Origin of the sequence: Paucilactobacillus nenjiangensis (assembly GCF_008632615.1) — a bacterium.
Taxonomy (GTDB): Bacteria; Bacillota; Bacilli; order Lactobacillales; family Lactobacillaceae; genus Paucilactobacillus; species Paucilactobacillus nenjiangensis.
The window spans coordinates 999,995-1,017,145 of sequence record NZ_CP043939.1 but is presented as its reverse complement, the minus strand read 5'-3'; the positions used below and the strand labels follow the sequence as shown (position 1 = coordinate 1,017,145).

Annotated in this window: 17 protein-coding genes and 3 pseudogenes; 3 read left to right on the top strand and 17 right to left on the bottom strand. The window is 40.3% G+C overall.

From position 1 onward, the window contains the following. Positions 1-70: 70 nt before the first annotated feature. Entirely contained in the window at positions 71-1,540 is a 1,470-nt protein-coding gene (locus tag F0161_RS05190; RefSeq protein ID WP_137602668.1) for a HAMP domain-containing sensor histidine kinase, read from the bottom strand. Between the two features lie 22 nt (positions 1,541-1,562). Then, the gene (locus F0161_RS05185; protein ID WP_137602669.1) at positions 1,563-2,261 is read right to left on the bottom strand and encodes a response regulator transcription factor; all 699 of its coding nucleotides are present in this window, start codon (positions 2,259-2,261) and stop codon (positions 1,563-1,565) included. A gap of 258 nt (positions 2,262-2,519) precedes the next feature. Between F0161_RS05185 and F0161_RS05180 the strand changes: the two genes are divergently transcribed. Next, positions 2,520-3,824 carry an IS1380 family transposase gene (locus F0161_RS05180; protein WP_150203923.1) on the top strand — a complete coding sequence of 435 codons (1,305 nt, stop codon included), beginning with the start codon at positions 2,520-2,522 and terminating at the stop codon, positions 3,822-3,824. 411 nt (positions 3,825-4,235) lie between these two features. Further along, on the top strand, positions 4,236-5,255 hold the full coding sequence (gene adhP / locus F0161_RS05175) for an alcohol dehydrogenase AdhP (RefSeq protein ID WP_150203922.1): 1,020 nt from the start codon (positions 4,236-4,238) through the stop codon (positions 5,253-5,255). A 202-nt stretch (positions 5,256-5,457) separates the two neighbouring features. On the opposite strand, the gene ltrA is transcribed toward adhP, so the two are convergent. The 5 genes and pseudogenes from ltrA to F0161_RS05150 all read right to left on the bottom strand — a co-directional run bounded on the left by ltrA (position 5,458) and on the right by F0161_RS05150 (position 10,048). Next, on the bottom strand, positions 5,458-6,843 hold the full coding sequence (gene ltrA, locus F0161_RS05170; protein ID WP_150204643.1) for a group II intron reverse transcriptase/maturase: 1,386 nt from the start codon (positions 6,841-6,843) through the stop codon (positions 5,458-5,460). A gap of 341 nt (positions 6,844-7,184) precedes the next feature. After that, positions 7,185-7,388: a hypothetical protein gene (locus F0161_RS05165; RefSeq protein ID WP_150203921.1), complete on the bottom strand. Its 204-nt coding sequence runs from the start codon at positions 7,386-7,388 to the stop codon at positions 7,185-7,187. A gap of 18 nt (positions 7,389-7,406) precedes the next feature. Then, the gene (locus F0161_RS05160; RefSeq protein WP_150203920.1) at positions 7,407-8,276 is read right to left on the bottom strand and encodes an LPXTG cell wall anchor domain-containing protein; all 870 of its coding nucleotides are present in this window, start codon (positions 8,274-8,276) and stop codon (positions 7,407-7,409) included. 163 nt (positions 8,277-8,439) lie between these two features. After that, positions 8,440-8,805, bottom strand: a pseudogene (locus F0161_RS05155) (integrase core domain-containing protein); the annotation flags it as partial. 67 nt (positions 8,806-8,872) lie between these two features. Next, a pseudogene (locus F0161_RS05150) lies at positions 8,873-10,048 on the bottom strand (IS256 family transposase). Positions 10,049-10,257: 209 nt separating this feature from the next. Between F0161_RS05150 and F0161_RS11845 the strand changes: the two are divergent. After that, positions 10,258-10,533 (top strand): annotated as a pseudogene (locus tag F0161_RS11845) (transposase); the annotation flags it as partial. A gap of 126 nt (positions 10,534-10,659) precedes the next feature. Here the strand turns inward: F0161_RS11845 and rpmF are convergent. From rpmF to F0161_RS05090, 10 genes are all read right to left on the bottom strand, one after another. After that, positions 10,660-10,836: a 50S ribosomal protein L32 gene (rpmF, locus tag F0161_RS05135; RefSeq protein WP_137602002.1), complete on the bottom strand. Its 177-nt coding sequence runs from the start codon at positions 10,834-10,836 to the stop codon at positions 10,660-10,662. Between the two features lie 49 nt (positions 10,837-10,885). Then, the gene (locus tag F0161_RS05130; protein WP_137602003.1) at positions 10,886-11,446 is read right to left on the bottom strand and encodes a YceD family protein; all 561 of its coding nucleotides are present in this window, start codon (positions 11,444-11,446) and stop codon (positions 10,886-10,888) included. An 80-nt stretch (positions 11,447-11,526) separates the two neighbouring features. Beyond that, the gene (locus F0161_RS05125; protein WP_137602004.1) at positions 11,527-12,660 is read right to left on the bottom strand and encodes a nucleotidyltransferase; all 1,134 of its coding nucleotides are present in this window, start codon (positions 12,658-12,660) and stop codon (positions 11,527-11,529) included. 9 nt (positions 12,661-12,669) lie between these two features. Continuing rightward, positions 12,670-13,407, bottom strand: a complete 738-nt coding sequence (locus F0161_RS05120; protein WP_137602005.1) for a class I SAM-dependent DNA methyltransferase — start codon at positions 13,405-13,407, stop codon at positions 12,670-12,672. 2 nt (positions 13,408-13,409) lie between these two features. After that, positions 13,410-13,766, bottom strand: a complete 357-nt coding sequence (gene rsfS, locus F0161_RS05115) for a ribosome silencing factor (protein ID WP_137602006.1) — start codon at positions 13,764-13,766, stop codon at positions 13,410-13,412. An 11-nt stretch (positions 13,767-13,777) separates the two neighbouring features. Further along, positions 13,778-14,374 (bottom strand): bis(5'-nucleosyl)-tetraphosphatase (symmetrical) YqeK, encoded by a 597-nt coding sequence (gene yqeK, locus F0161_RS05110; protein ID WP_137602007.1) that lies wholly within the window; start codon positions 14,372-14,374, stop codon positions 13,778-13,780. Then, positions 14,367-15,008, bottom strand: a complete 642-nt coding sequence (locus F0161_RS05105; protein ID WP_404825411.1) for a nicotinate-nucleotide adenylyltransferase — start codon at positions 15,006-15,008, stop codon at positions 14,367-14,369. Before F0161_RS05105 ends, yqeK begins: the two co-directional genes overlap by 8 nt. A 5-nt stretch (positions 15,009-15,013) precedes the next feature. Further along, positions 15,014-15,325, bottom strand: coding sequence for a ribosome assembly RNA-binding protein YhbY (gene yhbY / locus F0161_RS05100; RefSeq protein ID WP_137602009.1), 312 nt, complete (start codon positions 15,323-15,325; stop codon positions 15,014-15,016). A gap of 16 nt (positions 15,326-15,341) precedes the next feature. Further along, positions 15,342-16,475: a ribosome biogenesis GTPase YqeH gene (gene yqeH / locus F0161_RS05095; RefSeq protein ID WP_150203917.1), complete on the bottom strand. Its 1,134-nt coding sequence runs from the start codon at positions 16,473-16,475 to the stop codon at positions 15,342-15,344. Then, complete coding sequence (locus F0161_RS05090) at positions 16,468-16,998, bottom strand: YqeG family HAD IIIA-type phosphatase (protein WP_137602011.1); 531 nt, start codon at positions 16,996-16,998, stop codon at positions 16,468-16,470. The genes yqeH and F0161_RS05090 overlap by 8 nt, the downstream gene beginning before the upstream one ends. Positions 16,999-17,151 lie beyond the last annotated feature (153 nt).

The following is a 17,151-nucleotide window of genomic DNA, read 5'->3' as shown; positions in this document are numbered from 1 at the left end:
TAAAAGCTGCCTTTCAAAACTCATAGTTTTGAAGGACAGCTTTTTTAGTACCTATATTTGGCTTGGCTAGTTAATCGTCTAAGGTTTTGATATCTTCATCGACAATTGGTAAGGTGACCTTAAATAGCGAGCCGTATCCGGCTGAACTTTCCAAGGTCATTTCTCCGCCATAGCCTTCGACTAAGCGTTTTGCAATGGCTAATCCCAGTCCATTACCACCTTTTTTACGACTACGAGCCTTATCAACTCGGTAGAACCGGTCAAAGACTTTAGCCATATCTTCTTTCGAAATACCTTCACCAAAATCTTGAACTCCAATTTCAACACGATTCAAAGTCCGTGACAATGAAATATGAATTTCTTTGCGGTCGGTTGAATACTTCACCGCGTTATCAGACAAAATAATCAGGATTTGTTCTAAATGATCTCGATAGATTGGTGAAACAATTCGATCCTTCAAGTCATCATCCATGATGAACAAGAAGTCCGGATGAATCATTTTAAAATTATTAAAGACTTGATGAACAACTTCGCCAACTTCCGTTTTTTCGTCTTTAAAATTCGTTTCAACTTGTTCCGCCCGACTCAAATCCAACATTTCTTGGACCAAATCTTGCATTCGCTTAGTTTCTTTCAATGAAGCATCAATGGATTCCGCTAACACTTTGGGATCGTCTTTTCCCCACCGATTAAGTAGCTCCATGTGCCCTTGAATAATTGCAACCGGCGTCCGCAATTCGTGTGACACGTCCCCCACAAATTGTGATTGTTGGTCCATGTACCGCTGCATCCGGTCCATCATTTCATTAAACATCAGAGCCAAATCGCCAAGTTCATCGTGTCGATATAATTTAGGCACCCGATTATCAGCAGTTGGATCGTCTCGAATTGCTACCAACGTATCATGAATATCATCAATTGGTCGCAACAAGAAATACGACAAACAGTAACCGAGTAAGCCACTGGCTATGACCATTAAGACCAACGTTAAAGCGGAAATAATCAGTAAGCGTTGGAAAATCCGATAAAATGCCGTCAGCGAATTTTCAATATAGACATACCCAATCGTTTTATTGGTTTTACTTGAAATAACTGGTTCAACCCCAAACAATCGTCGTGCAAAATGTTTACCAGCCAAACTGACTTGTTGCTTTTTGACTGGCTTAAACTTTTTATCAATCGTCCCAGTTGAATATATTTCTTTGCCGTCTGGATCAAAGACCGCAATCACCGTATTCGAAGTACTCAAATCCTGTGTGATTTTTCGACTAGTTTCCATTGACTGGCTATCACCGATTTGTTTAGCTACTGCTTGTGTGCTTAAGTCAGTTGAATTTTGACTTAACTTTTTTTCAACATTGACCAATGAACGGTTCATTGCGCTTTTTTCTTGATCAAGTAAGTTGTCTGTGAACGCGTTAAATAAAACAAAAGTTAAACTAGCAAAGATGACCAGTGCGCCAAGCGCGGTCCCCAGTGCCCATTTAACTTTTAATGATAAACGATATTCTCTTTTATTTGATTTAGTTGCATTTTCCAATATTCAAAAACCCCAAAAATCGTTATTTTGAACGCATTACATAACCAGTTCCACGAACGGTTTGAATGTAACTGTTTTCGGTGCCTTCTTTGTCTATCTTATTACGGATATAACGCACATAAACATCAACCACGTTGGTTTCAACTTTTGAGTCTGCGCCCCAAACAGTTTCCAGTAATAAACTACGCGACATCACTTTATCAATGTTTTCCATTAAAAGAAGTAATAAATCGTATTCGCGTTTAGTTAAGTTGATTACTTCATCACCACGATGAACGATACGGTTTTCTTTTTCAACAGCCAAGTCACGATAACGCACGATTGTTTGAGTAGTTTTTCCATTGCTATTTTCGTCTTCAATGTTGATACGACGCAATAATGCGCGAACACGAGCCAATAATTCTTCAATCGCAAATGGTTTAACGATATAATCATCGGCACCGTGATCTAAGCCAGATACTCGATCAATCACGGAATCACGTGCAGTCATCATTACGATTGGTGTGTTTTTAACTTCACGAACTCGGCGGGCCACTTCTAAACCATTTAATTCAGGCAACATCAAGTCTAATAAAATTACATCATAATCAGTTGTAATAGCGGCTTCGAGTCCGGAACGGCCATCAAGCTTGATATCAACTGAATATCCTTCATGTTTTAATTCCAATTCTACGAAGCGGGCAAGATTCTCTTCATCTTCAATAATTAAAATTTTACTCATCACAAATACGCTCCATTTTCACAAAAGTTTTAATATTTTTATCGATTTCTTACATACCTTTTCATATTATCATATTTTTCTCATCAAATATAGTAAATCCTGATTTATTCACAAAGATATGCAAAATACCCATCAAACACATGCATCACGCGTTTGATGGGTATTTTGTATTTTCACCTTTTAAGTACACAAAAAGAGCCTCAGCTCTGGTATAGTTAAATTGCTAAACAAAACCACATGAGAGAAGAGGACTCTATATTGAAAACTTTACAGGAAATGGCATTAAATTTCAACAAAAACATTTTAGTATCGCATACGGGTGGTCAATTATCTTCCGATGGCGGGCTAACATTGTGTGTAGAGCTGATGGCAAAATTCCAGTTCACCATCTTGGCCGACAAACTATTGAGGTTCAATGACCAGCGACGATATTGTCAACACAGTAATTCTAGTATCTTAAAACAGTTAATTCTTCAGATTATTGCTGGTTATAGCGCAGATTCTGCGGCAACTTCTTTAGAAAAAGAACCGCTTTTTAAATTATTATTGGATAAACCGTCTTTGGCTTCACAAGCAACAATATCACGTTTTTGGCAACGCTTTGATAAAGATAGTGTTAGCACATTACAGACTTTAAATGAGGCTTTGATCGACCGTGTTCGACTATTAACCAACCAGACAGCCACGATTATTGATATCGATTCAACTCACTCGGACACTTATGGCAAACAGGAAGCCACTAACTACAACGCACATTATGGTACTGAAGGATATCATCCATTACTGGCAACTGATCAAGATGGTAACTTATTGAAAGCTGTCTTGCGTCCTGGAAATGCCTACACCAGCAAAGATGTAAAAGCTTTTTTAACACCACTATTAAAGCATTATCAAACTCAGCTGCCCACGACTGACATTCTGGTTCGTGGTGATAGTGGCTTCGCCACGCCAGAAGTTTACGATGTCTGTGAAGCCAACGATGTGTTTTACTTTATTCGACTCAAACGCAATCGAAAATTACAGAATCTAGCTGAAAAGTTCGTCAAGATCAGTGATCAAACCCAGTGGCAAGAGGAAGAGACTCATTACTACTCTGAAATCTATCAATCAGCATCGTGGCCTAAGCCACGGCAGATTTATATTAAATCAACTCGAGTAGCTGGTGAACTGATCTTTTCACATGAATTTATCGTCACTAATCTGACTAATTTAACGGCTGAAACTGCCTTCGAACTGTATCACAAACGCGGCCAAATGGAAAATTACATCAAAGAAGCTAAAACAGGTTTCTTTTTCGATAAGACTGATAGTTCAACGTTTAATGCCAATGCTTCCCGGATGATGGTTAGTGTACTGGCTTACAATATTGTCAACTTTTTAAAGCAGCTAGCACTGACAAAACATGATTCCGGCTTGTGCGTTAGCACATTGCGGATCCGTTTATTCAAAGTTGCGGCACGTGTTGTGCATACTGGCCGACGCATTCAGTTGCGGCTGAGCTCGTATCATGTTTACCATCGGCTGTTCTACCAGGCTCTACAGCGTATCCAGGCTATTGAATAACCGGCAAAATTAAAAAATCTGTACAACCAAGGGACAAGTGTATCCAAAAGTTCAAAGCAATTCTGAGTTAGTTGAAAGATCTCACTAGCTAGAACTGATAAACATCGTATTTCAGCAAAAGATAAAGACATACCCGTCAGTTTTCGAAAAAATACGAAAACTGACGGGATTTTTATGAACTATGAATAATTCAGGTAAATGTTCTTACGATAAATTTTAATGTAGATTTCATTTATCCATCATGTGAAAAAGTTTGTAAGTCAAACTAACTAGTAATTAAGAGTTTCAACACAAATTTAAACATTTTTGTTCATAATTTCACTTGCTGATTATCGCTGTAAGTGCTATCATTTTAGAGTAAGTTGATTAGTTTCTTTAACCCTATATTTTATATTGAAAGAGGTATTGTTTATGAAAGCAGCAGTTGTACGTGATGCAGTAGATGGCTATGTTGATATTATTGACAAGGAACTTCGCCCACTAGAATTTGGTGAAGCACTTGTTGATGTTGAATATTGTGGTCTTTGTCACACTGATTTGCATGTTACTAGTGGCGATTATGGTGCCTTCCCTGGCCGTGTCATTGGACATGAAGGTGTTGGGATTGTTAGCAAATTAGGTGAAGGGGTTACTGCACTTAAAGTTGGCGATCGTGTTTCAATCGCTTGGTTCTTTGGCGGTTGTGGACACTGTGAATATTGTTTAACTGGTCGTGAAACATTCTGTCGTAACGTCCGTAATGCTGGTTTCACTGTTGATGGTGCCATGGCACAACAAGTTATCGTTGATGCTAACTATGCTGTTAAAGTTCCTGAAGGCCTTGACCCAGTTGAAGCCACTTCATTAACTTGTGCCGGAGTTACAATGTACAAAGCATTGAAGACCGGTGGCGTAAAGCCAGGTCAATGGGTATCAGTTGTTGGTGCCGGTGGTCTTGGTAACCTTGCCGTTCAATATGCAAAACATGTCTTTGGTGCTCATGTTGTCGTAGTTGATGGTAATGAAGATAAATTAGGTGCTGCTAAAGAATGTGGCGCTGATATCATACTTAACCGTCACGATGGAAACATTGCTCAAAAGATTCAAGAATTAACTGGTGGTGTTCATACAGCTCAAGTTACCGCTGTTAATGCTCAAGCATTTACAGATGCTGTTGATTCACTTCGTCCAGATGGCCGTTTAGTTGCCGTTGCCCTTCCTACTGGTAACATGGAATTAAACATTGGTAAAACTGTTTTAGATGGTATCCAAGTGGCTGGTTCACTTGTTGGTACTCGTCAAGACTTAGCTGAAACATTCCAATTTGGTGCTGAAGGTAAAGTTAAACCAATCGTTCATACTCGTAAATTAAGTGAAGTTAATGATATCATCGACGAAATGAAAGCCGGCAAGATTGTTGGTCGTGAAGTCGTAGATATGTCTTTATCATAATTATCCAAGGAGTAGCGTTCATTCGCTGCTCTTTTCTTTTACAAACTGTGCAAAAATCCAAGGTCGATTTCGACCTTGGATTTTTTTGGTAAACCAATTTATATTCAATTCACTGAAAATCGAGTAGGAGGCAGTTGATTAGTTCAGCTACCGACCTCTCACACCACCGTACGTACGGTTCCGTATACGGCGGTTCAGTAATTTAAGCATTTTGAATAGACTGGAATACCTTGGAGAGATTCATCAATCCAAGTTGTTCCAGTTTTTCGTTTGTTAACGTATAAAGTAGTGTTTTGCTATGTGCTGTGCGCCAGTAACCCTTGCGGGTATAAACAGCTAGCCGAGCATCATTCTGATTCAAACCTAGTCGTTTCAGGTTAGTGATCTTCGTTTTGATTTTCTTCCATGATTTCCAGATGTATTGTCGAACTCTAGACCGTAGCCACTGATCTATTCGTTTCAAGAAGTTTGTCATCTTACCAGATGAGTAGTATTGAATCCATCCGCGCATTTTTCGTGTGATTTCCATAAACATTTGTTCAAGTGAAATTCCGCGATTGCGTTTCGTAATTCGTTTGAGTTCCTGTTTGACCCGTATTTGGGATTGTTTTGACGGCCTTGAGAAAGCACCACCCCTACCAACTCCCAGTGAGAATCCCAGAAATTTCAATCTCAATGGTGACCCGACTTTACTTTTGTCACGATTGACGGTTACTTTAAGATCCTTTTCCAGAAATCTACTAATACTCTCAAGTACCCGGTGACCTGCTCGTTTACTCTTAACGTAAATATTGCAGTCATCCGCATATCGGACAAAGTGGAGACCTCGTTCCGTTAATACTTTATCCAGCTCATTGAGATAGATATTCGCCAATAGTGGTGACAGTGATCCGCCTTGCGGGGTTCCCACGACACTCGCTTCGAAGGTTGAACCAGTCATAACACCACTAGTCAAAAACTTTCGAATTAGCTTAATCAACCAAGGATCATCAATATATTGTTCGATATACTTGATCAGTAAATCATGATTGACTGTATAGAAGTATGCCTTTAAATCAAGATCAACCACGACGTGGTAACCCTCGTTATACAGCGATACCACTCGTTTAATTGCATCTTGCGCACTTCGATTAGGTCGAAAACCAAAACTATTATTTGAGAAAACTTGTTCAAAAATCGGAGACATCACTTGTGCGATTGCTTGTTGTATCATTCGGTCAATTACCGTTGGCACGCCTAATTTTCGCACGCCACCATTTGGTTTGGGTATTTCTACCCGTTTAACCGCCTTCGGCCGGTACGTCCCATCATTCAACTGATGAATAAGTTCAGTTTTATGAACTCTCAAATAACCTAACAGATCATCGATGGTCATTCCGTCGATGCCTGCGACACCTTTATTACGCACAACCCGTTGATAGGCCAGATTCAAGTTATCTCGATCCAACACGCGTTGTTCAAACTTAATGCCACTCAGCATCGTTGTTTCATTAGAATTCATCCTACGCGCCCCAGTTTGTTCTTGGTCTTCCAGACCTACCATCCACTGGTGGTCAGCTTTGTTTTCTGTTTTCTGCGATCGTCGCATAAATTCCACCTCCATAATCAATGTGAGTTATTACTGTTCAGCCCTTCGTGACGAAGTCACTGCTATGGCCTCGGCTGACTCCTGATAAACTCAGTATTCCATCACTGAAACAGTTGTCCTGTAGAACTTGATTGCTCTTCTTGTCGGGACTTGTCTATCAGGCCTCCCCGGGTAAGAACGTCAACTTTCATACCATGTCACCATTAGCTTTACCATCGTGATTTTGAGTAGTATCGGACTTCGATTTGTTGAGCAATCTTATCCAATCAGTTCTGGCCTTATAGCTACTTCTTGTTCATTGGTGCGGTATTTTGCTCCTCAGACTTCCTTCAGATTCCACTTCATAGTGGACACCCTTGTCCTTGGCTAGTGGTTCCGACTACTACGGCCCACAGTGGACTTTCACCACCTAGTTGGCGCCCATGCCGGGCGCACTCAAAAAAAGCCGTGAACAAAACATCAGTTTTGTTCACGGCTCCTTTTTTGTACAACCTTTTTTTAGAATTGGTTCCATCAGTCAAATCATAATGATTATTTTGGCTCATCTCACAAATTCTTGCAAATTATTCATCTTTACGTTTTCGTTTCCTAGCAATTCCGAATAAGCCAAACATTGTCATCAATGTTCCTGTAATTCCTAAGACCGATAATTCTGAGTTTTCCTCCTCTCCTGTTTGTGGCAAGCTTGCCTGTTTTGCTGCGACTGGTGAGCTGTCACTTTCATGTTTAGTTGGTTGGCTAGTCACGCTTTCAGCGGATGATTCTTTAGGAACTGGGTTGGCCGTGTATGTCAAGGTCACTGCCCCGTTGCCGGAAATGGTTGGCACAGTTCCAGTAAATGTATAGCCAGGAATCAATGGTACTGTCAGCGATTCGCCAGTCTTAACCGTCACTGTGTGCGCATCGCCAATTGGTTTTCCGTTTTTATCGATTGGTGTAATAACCACTGTATGTTCAGTAGGTTGATATACAAGCGGAACTTCAGTAGTCGTGGTTAGCACTTTCACTTCCTGACCAACATATTCATAACCCGGCACATTTGGTACCGTGATTGCTTCGCCAGTCTTACCGGTCACTTCAATCGGATTACCAACGTTGTTTCCATCCGGATCCTTGGGTTGGAATGTAAATGTGTGCACAGTCCCGGTATAAGTCACAGTGTAATCATTGCCTGTCGCTAAATACTTGCCCGTAACAATCAATGAATCAGCGACATAGCCTTCAATCACTGGAGAAGTAGGACTAAATGTCGCATCAGTTTTACCGGTGATTGTCTGCGCGGCTGCTGCTTGGCCAGCCTTTTCAAAGACATAATGAACGGTCACGGTTTGGTCGTTAGCGATGTAGTGAATTTCAACTGGTGTTGTATCTGTTGGAATCGTCACCTCTTGACCGGGAACCACAGTGTAGCCTGGAATTTCAACTGGTACCACCGGTTGTCCCGTTTGACCTGTTGAAGTCGTTGGAACATTTGTGGATTGAAGTCAATATTTGAGACAGATTTTAAGAGACATTCAGAACCGCGTTTACCTTCCACAGCTCAAATAAATCATTAATCGCGATTAATAACTTATTTGAACCCTGGAAAGCATTAAATCAGGCGGCCATTTGGCTTGTAAGTGTTGCAATTTCAACTTGTAAGGGGGTCTGGTAGCCCAGTGAACTATGAATTCTCTTCCTATTGTAGAAAGCATGCACATATTCAAAAAGGACGGCAGCAGCAGTTTCATAATCTTCAAAGACCGGCACTGGATAAACACATTCCTTTTTGAGGGAAGCGTGAAAGGATTCCATTGGCGCATTATCATACGGACAACCCTTACGGCTGTATAAGTGGCGGATATGTAGCTCAGTTAAACGTTGATTGTAATCATCGCTGGTATACTGTGATCCTAAATCCGTATGGATAATCAGGTCCCCAGTAATGGTTCGATTTTTAACCGCGCTTTCAAGGGTCTTTAAGACTAAATGGTAGCGTCAAGAATCTTGTGTAAATGAAATGCCTTCGTACATATAATATGTATCTAACTTAAATAAATGATGCTTCCAAGGTGTCCTGGAGTCCTTTGAACCCTCGGTGGATCCGCTTCAGAGACTTCTCGTTATAAACATTAAACTGAGAAACCAGGAAGCGATCCAGTGAATCTTCCGTTGGAAATTGTTCTTTGTGGTGGGTGGTGCGCTTGAGATGCTTATTAAAGTTCTCAATCAGGTTAGTGGAGTATAGTGATTGCCGGATAGCTGGTGGAAAGTCCATGAAAGTGAGTAAATTCGGCATTTTAAGCAGATCTTTGATTAATTTGGGATAGGTCTGATGCCAGTTGTTGGCGAACTCATTCAGTTTCAGTTCGGCTGCTTCACGGTTGGCGGCCCGATGAACTTGTTTAAAGTCACTGATCACGGCCTTGCGGTCTTTTACGCGAACTTTGTTCATCAGATTCCGCCCAACATGAACCAGGCAACGTTGTCGTTTGGCTTTAGGGAAATGCCGATTCAAGCCTTCATCCAAACCAACTAACCCATCGGCCACAAACAACAGCACATCTTTAACGCCCTGCTTGATCAAAGTTCCCAGCAGTTCAGTCCATATTCCAGTCGATTCCGTTGGCGCCACTTGGTAGTTCAGCACTTCTTTCGTACCATCTGGACGAATGCCAATCGCAATATGAACGGCTTCTTTTTGAACGGTATCCCGCTTTAACGGCAAGTAAGTGGCATCTAAGAAGATGGCCACATATTGTGAAGCCAGTCGACGTTGCTAGAAAGCTTGAACCTGTTCATTGACGGCTTTAGTCATGTTGGAAACCGTGGCTTTGGAGTAGTGAGCACCGTACATTTTCTCAATAAGTTCGGCAATTTCAGCAGTGGTAATTCCCTTGGTATACAACTGAATGACCGTTGTTTCTAAATTATCACTGTGCCGACCGTAGGCTGGCAAGGTATGATTTTCAAACCGGCCATTGCGATCTCGAGGAATGGTTAAGTTAAGTTGGCCGTACTTCGTATCAAACGAGCGCTCATAACTGCCGTTGCGGTTATTACCAGTGTTAATCCCAGCGTATGAGTAGCGTTCGTAACCCAAAAACTCTGCCAATTCGGTTTGAATCAGCTGGTTAATCGCAATTTCGAGGTGGTGACGAAAAACTTCGTCCAAATCTTGCTTTTGGGATAGTGCAGCGATAATTTCTGTGGTAAGTTCATTCATGGGGAATGCCTCCTGTGATGTTTTCTGTGATTACTAAATATCATAAGGGAAGGCATTCCCTATTTCTATACAATTCAGAAATCTTTTATGCATTTACACAAGATATTTTACGCTCTCCAAAATATATTTGTGGAATCAATGAATACATGACTCAACAAAATTTAATTGATTTGGGCCTGAATGAAAGTTCAACTTAAAAAAAAGTATATGAAACTGCTCATGCTATTCAACAGGCAATCCATAATCGTGATGGAGAGTCATTAACAAGTATATTAAAAAATTACATCCCCGTGGGGAATGCTATGGATACAGCTATATCAACATTAAAAAAGAATCGTTCAAGTGTTGTTGCTAGCTGTTCTTCAGCTTTCTCAAACGGAGCCATAGAAGGAATTAACAGAAAAATAAAAACGTTGAAAAGAGCTTGCTATGGATTTACTAACAAGAGTCATTTTAGGACTCGTATCCTTTTGATTGTAAAATAAAAGAACATCCCGAAGGATGTTCCAATATCTGGGTCACCAATACCAGTTGACGAAGACCCAAAAAAAGAAACATTCAGGTCCGGCACCTTGAATGTTTCTTTTGATAATGCGATTTAAAAATTTGAATTACTTAACGTTGATAACTTGCTTACCGTCGTAAAAACCACAACTTGGGCAAACAACGTGTGACTTACGTAATTCTCCACAGTTTGGACATGGTGCCAAACCAGGAACTGAAAGTTTAATGTGTCCGCGACGCATTGCCTTCTTAGTCTTTGATGTCTTTCTTGCTGGAACTGCCATTTCTTGCCACCTCCTTAATAAAATTTATCCACATTAATGTGTTTGTCTGCTAATCATTTTCGTTATCCTGATCAGGAAGTAATTCTTTTAATTTAGCGAGACGTGGATCAACAGTGTTAGATTTCGACCCTTTATCGATGTATTCTTCTTCAGAAACAACTTCCCAACCAGTACCGGTTGGCATATCATCCCCGTCTTCAGATTCATCTTCGGCCAAAACACGTAATGGAATTGCTAGTAACAGATTTTCTCCTACTGCCTCGTCAAGATCAATTTTTTGATCTTCATCCAACACGAGTGCCGCTTCATCAGCTTCATAATTCTCCAAATGTGCAGCATCACTCAAATAAAATTCAGTGATTTCTACTTCAGTTGGTAGCTGAACCGGCTTTAATGAACGACTAGATGGGACCGTCAAGGTTGTTTTAACCTTCAACGTTAACATCACATCTCCATCTTTAAACGAAACATAACCATCGACCATGACTGGTGCAACGGCCAGAACTTGATCTGGGAATCGTTCAGTTAGCATCTCATTCAGGTCTAACTGTTCTTTCACATGGAGTGGTTCATTTTTGTATCGTTGTAGTTCGTTTAATGACCATTTCATCAGTAGACCCTCCTAACGCAACAAATTACATTATACTAGCGACAAAATTGAATGTCAATGTAATTTGCTTGACAGCACAACTATTTCATAATTATCGGGCTTTTCTTTAGATCTTGTGCTGCTCCAGTCATTTGTTCAATGAATTTACCAGCACGATAATCTAAATTCAACGCCCCTTGTTTCAAATCTCGATCCACTTTAGTAACTAACGGGATAGTTAAATCCTTTTTCACAGAGTGAAGATATTCCTGCCCACGCTCGTTGAAGCCTAACACCCGCAAATATGGCAGCTGAGCGGCCTGTTTCATCTCAGTATCGGTGATTTGCAGCAAAGTGTATAAACATAAGCGAGATAGACGAGAATAAGTGTAACGCTTAGATTTAATCTGACTCATAAACTCATCAAAAGTAGCAGCATTTTCAGCGATTTCTTTAAATTTGTGCTCCAGGCCTTCAGACATTTGGTAAATACCCTGGAGAAAGTCAATCGATGCTTGATTAATCAAGTATCTCAAGTATGGATAACACATATTCCAATCGACGACTGCTTTACTTTGAAACAAATCAATCGCCGTTTGCTCCGGCACGCTTTCCCGATAATCTAACTGATTAAACACGGCATGCCGAATCGCACTGGCGCTAGCAATCTGCGAACTAATTCGTTGATCATGGTATGAATTTGAAACCCGTTCAATGGCCGTCAGTTTGATGGACGAATTCATTTGCTGCACTGCTTTATGATAGCAATACGCCAAAATGTCATTCGGTTCCGTCAACTCAATCCCCGTTTGTTGCTTTAACTGTTGGTTAAAGCGGGTCGCATAGGTGCCGTTATACTGGCTAAACTCTTCACTATCGAATTGTTCTTCTGCCTGCACTAATTGGTTAAAATCAATTTCTGGGTGTTCAGAACCAAAAACTAGCTCCGAAATCTGCAACTGATTTAACAAAGTTAACGCCCCTTGGGCAAATAAATGGGCCGGCTGCACTGCATAAAAAATCGGCAATTCAATCACCAAATCTACACCACTAACCAAGGCCTCGTTTGCCCGGGTCCATTTATCCAGAATCGCAGCTTCACCACGTTGCGTGAAGTTACCACTCATCACCGCAACCACTACATCAGCACCACTGACTTGTTTCGCCATGTTTAAATGATGTAAGTGGCCGTTATGAAACGGATTATATTCAGTTACTAAGCCCACTGCTTTCATGAGATTCTCCTACTTTTCGCAAATAAAGAACCATCTCGTCGTCTGATCATCTACTTCATGTTGACCAAAGTCAGCACTCACCGTAATCTGTTTGAACCCTGCGCGGTCAAGGGCATCTAAGTACTCATCCATTTCATAAGTCCGCTCATGATGCATTTCACTTACGCGTTGATAACTACCATCCTCATTCTCATTAAAGAATGATAAATCATGAATGACTGAGTGTGGCTGGTCCTCATTTTCAAAACTCGCCCACATGAAAAAACGTGAGGAGTCTTCATTTTCAAAGTTATACATGTAGCCAGGATACACTTCATCCGTTTGATACGGTGAAATCACATCAAAAATGAACTTACCACCTTCATTTAAATGGCTAATCGCTTGGTGGAATACTTGCTCCAACTCAGTAATGTCTTTTAAATAACACAGTGAATCGGCAAAACAAGTAATTACATCAAATTGATCAAAACCATCTAAATCGAGCATATTAGCTTGAATCAAGGGTACCTGCACTTTAGCATCTTCGATATGTTGGTCTGCCAGACTCAACATTTCTTCAGATAAATCCGTGACGGTTACGTCATAATTTTTCTTCGCTAACAAGACCGCCAATCGGCCAGCGCCACCAGCTAAATCCAAAATTTTATCATCTTGAGCGACGTTCTTTTGCACGAACTTTGCCCAATCAAGATACATTTGTTCATCAAATAATTCATCATAAAATTGAGCAAACGTCGAGTAAATCATGACTAAGCCTCAACCCAGTCATTCACGTTGACGATTGGTGCATCTGACCATAATTTTTCTAGGTTGTAGTACTCACGTTGATCCTTTTGGAAGACGTGAGCCACAACATCACCTAAGTCAACAAGGACCCAGTTACCAGTTTGCTTACCTTCAACCCGTTTGACTTCAATACCCGCTTTACGAGCATCTTCAACAATCGCATCCGCAATGGCTTGCACTTGACGCTTTGAGTTAGCATTGGTGATCAAGAAGTAGTCGGCCATAAAGCTGACACCCTGGACATCCAAGGCAACGATATCTTCAGCACGTTTGCTATCAGCTGCTTTCACAGCAATTTCTAAAATATCTTTTGTATTCATTTAAATTCCTTTCACTTTGCGACCCAGGCATTGTATGTATCAATCGCACTGGGATAAACATTCTTATTTCGTTCAATTAAATATTGGATTGTGCGTTTAATTTGATATTGCACACCATCGCGTAAATTATTAAAAGTTAACGCGCGGGCTTTATCAACCCCATCAAACGTGCGACCTTCTTCAATATAATCAGCCATAAAGATGATTTGTTCCAGCGTCGACATTTCTGGATTACCAGTTGTATGGTGCCGAACTGCATTTAAGATATCTTCATCCCAAATACCTAATTCATCTTTAATTAATTCAGCGCCAACTACCCCATGCCAAATGGCATTGTTAGCCGACAATAGTTCTGGATCCAATTGCTTGGCGTGAATCTCCTCAATAAAATCTTGATCAGGTCGTTGCTTGGCGTAATCATGGGTTAATGCCGCAATACTCGTTTTTTCTAAGTCAAAATGATTTATTTCGGCTAACTTTAAGGCCATTTTTTCAACCCGTAAAATATGTTCAAAGCGAGACTCTGACACCGCTGCTTTGACGAGTTCAATTAACTCTTCACGACTATAATTAATAATCTTATGTTCATATGACAATGAACTACTCATATAAATGGTGCTCCTTTATTATGGTTTCAACTGCCGCAGGTACCAAGTATCTAATCGATAACCCACTTTTCACTCGGTTGCGAATATCCGTTGAACTAATATCTAATAAAGGTGAATCCACCCACAAGACCGAGTATTTACTATCTACAATAAATCCAGGGCGTTGCACACCAACAAACATGACTAACTTGGCAAGTTCATCAATCCGATGCCAAGTTGGCAAATCTGCCACCATGTCCGCTCCAACAATAAAGTAAAAGTCATAAATCGGGTACTTTTCTTTTAAAAAGGTAATTGTGTCATACGTATAACTCACGCCACCACGTTCAACCTCCGCTAATTCAACGCGAAAATGGGGATTATCCGCAATGGCAGCTTCAACCATTTCCACGCGTAAATCGGCGTTAATTGCTGTCTTACTATCAACATGAGGTGGCACTTCATCTGGAATAAACCAGACTTCGTCCAAACCTAACGCCGTGTATACTTGATCAGCCACAATTAAATGGCTGGTATGAATTGGATTAAACGTTCCACCATATAACCCAATGCGTTTCCGTTCTGGATTGATTTGTTGGTCTAATTCGACCTCAGTGGTGGTTTGATAAGCTAAATTACTCTGCAAACTTAACACTCCTCTTAAATTGCAGCAACCTCTTCAGAAATTTTACGAAGATCCTTATCTGCAGATACTTTGAATAATACCATCACGCGACCAATTGTTTGAACCACTTGAATATCGGTATTACTTTCAATAAATTCTTTGGTTTCGTCGACGGTTGCATCAGAATTTTGTAAGATACTAACCTTAATTAATTCTCGTTTATCAAGCGCTCCGCTCAATTGATCCAACCAAGTTTCGGTCAGACCATTTTTACCAACACTAAACATTGGTCTTAAATCATGCGCCGTTGCGCGTAAGAAACGCTTTTGTTTACCTCTTAATTGCATTTATATACCTTCATCCTTAAATCATTGCTTTACGAACGAGTACTGAAACACCAACTGGTGCCCAGCCGGCCACAGTTGTGCCAGCTGGAACAGTTACCCATCCAAGTCCTTCAATTACTAAATCACTCTTTTGGTCAATATGGAATTCATGTCGTTCTAATTCTGGGAAATCGTCTTTATCATCAGCAGTTGGTGGAGTTAACAATCCACCCATATGCTTTTCATAAAAGGCATCTGCATTTTCTAACTTGGTACGATGTAAATTAAGATTATTATCAAAATAAGCTACCACGCCAGACCGTGGTCCCTTGACGTAATCAAACCGGGCAACCCCACCCAAGAAAATAGTCTGTTGATCATTTAGCTGGAAGGTCCGTGGTTTAATTTCCTTTTGAGGAGCCACCAACTTTAATGCCTGAGCAGACAGCACGTGAGCCATTTGTTCTGCATGAATAATACCGGGAGTATCGACTAACTCATGCCCATCATCTAATGGGATTTGAATTTTATCTAACGTTGTGCCTGGGAAACGTGAAGTCGTGATTAATTCTTTCACGCCGGTCGTGCTTTTGATAATTTGGTTAATCAAAGTTGACTTGCCAACGTTAGTTACTCCAACAACATATACATCGCGGTTTTCACGATACTTATTGATTTTTTCGAGTAAGTCACTCACTTGATTGTTCCTTTTAGCAGATACCATGGCCACATCGATTGGGCGTAGACCACTGAGGTTGGCTTGCTGACGCATCCAATCCATTAACTTCGTACGTTTCAATGAACGAGGTAAAATATCTTCTTTATTTCCAACGAGCAAAATTGGATTGTCACCAACAAACCGGTGTAATCCTGGAATCAAGCTACCATTGAAATCAAAAATATCAATCACGTAAACGATTAACGCATCCGCATCACGAATTTGGTTCAATAAGCGCAAGAAATCATCATCAGTTAAAGAAACTGGTGCAATTTCATTATAGTGGCGCAAGCGGAAACAACGCTGACAATATAATTCGTCAGTTTCGAGTCCTTTTTTGATTGCTGATTCTGGGGTATAACCAATTCCAGCTGGGTCATCAGATTGGATTAAGGCACCACATCCAATACATCTTAACTCTTCATCTTCTATTTCTGTTAAAGCTTCAGTCATTCAAACTCTCCTGCCAACTTAATGTTGGATTTTCTTTTAGCATCTGTTTCATTACGTATTTTTCAAAGAAACGATTAATTTGGGTGTTCCATTGATCAGAATCAATGAGTGGTTTAACCAAAATACTATATACACCGGCTTGGTTAGAAGCCGCAATATCTGTTAAAAGTTGATCGCCAACCATCACAACCTCATGCGGTTTTAATTCAAGCTTTTTCATTGCACGATTAATACCCGTAGCTAAGGGTTTTAGTGCACGTGAAATAAATGGTAATTCTAACTTTGCCACGGCCCGTTCAATGCGATTATGGCTGTTATTTGAAACCACTAGCAATGGAATGTTTGCATCTTTTAAACTTTGCATCCACGCCTTTAATTCCGGCGTCCCATCAGGATTATTCCAAGCAATCAAAGTATTGTCGAGATCAGTAAACACTGCTCGAATACCATGACTCTTCAATTGTGATGGAGAAATTGAATAGATTGTATTAACCATCCAAGTTGGTTTAAATGCTTTCATCATAATTTGTAAGCTCCACTTATATAGTTCAATTTATTATACGATTATCCGTCAATACATGCAATTACAACGTTTTGTCGAAATATTGCTTAGTCAATATTTTAAACAAAATAAAAGACTGAACAAAATCTAGTTTTGCGTCAGTCTTTTGAAATA

What these genes read in the sequence shown, in the direction of transcription:
- F0161_RS05185 (WP_137602669.1), bottom strand. Translation starts at nt 2,261, where the DNA reads ATGAGTAAAATTTTAATTATTGAAGATGAAGAGAATCTTGCCCGCTTC.
- adhP (WP_150203922.1), top strand. Translation starts at nt 4,236, where the DNA reads ATGAAAGCAGCAGTTGTACGTGATGCAGTAGATGGCTATGTTGATATT.
- ltrA (WP_150204643.1), bottom strand. Translation starts at nt 6,843, where the DNA reads ATGCGACGATCGCAGAAAACAGAAAACAAAGCTGACCACCAGTGGATG.
- F0161_RS05165 (WP_150203921.1), bottom strand. Translation starts at nt 7,388, where the DNA reads ATGAGCCAAAATAATCATTATGATTTGACTGATGGAACCAATTCTAAA.
- rpmF (WP_137602002.1), bottom strand. Translation starts at nt 10,836, where the DNA reads ATGGCAGTTCCAGCAAGAAAGACATCAAAGACTAAGAAGGCAATGCGT.
- F0161_RS05130 (WP_137602003.1), bottom strand. Translation starts at nt 11,446, where the DNA reads ATGAAATGGTCATTAAACGAACTACAACGATACAAAAATGAACCACTC.
- F0161_RS05125 (WP_137602004.1), bottom strand. Translation starts at nt 12,660, where the DNA reads ATGAAAGCAGTGGGCTTAGTAACTGAATATAATCCGTTTCATAACGGC.
- F0161_RS05120 (WP_137602005.1), bottom strand. Translation starts at nt 13,407, where the DNA reads ATGATTTACTCGACGTTTGCTCAATTTTATGATGAATTATTTGATGAA.
- rsfS (WP_137602006.1), bottom strand. Translation starts at nt 13,766, where the DNA reads ATGAATACAAAAGATATTTTAGAAATTGCTGTGAAAGCAGCTGATAGC.
- yqeK (WP_137602007.1), bottom strand. Translation starts at nt 14,374, where the DNA reads ATGAGTAGTTCATTGTCATATGAACATAAGATTATTAATTATAGTCGT.
- yhbY (WP_137602009.1), bottom strand. Translation starts at nt 15,325, where the DNA reads ATGCAATTAAGAGGTAAACAAAAGCGTTTCTTACGCGCAACGGCGCAT.
- yqeH (WP_150203917.1), bottom strand. Translation starts at nt 16,475, where the DNA reads ATGACTGAAGCTTTAACAGAAATAGAAGATGAAGAGTTAAGATGTATT.
- F0161_RS05090 (WP_137602011.1), bottom strand. Translation starts at nt 16,998, where the DNA reads ATGATGAAAGCATTTAAACCAACTTGGATGGTTAATACAATCTATTCA.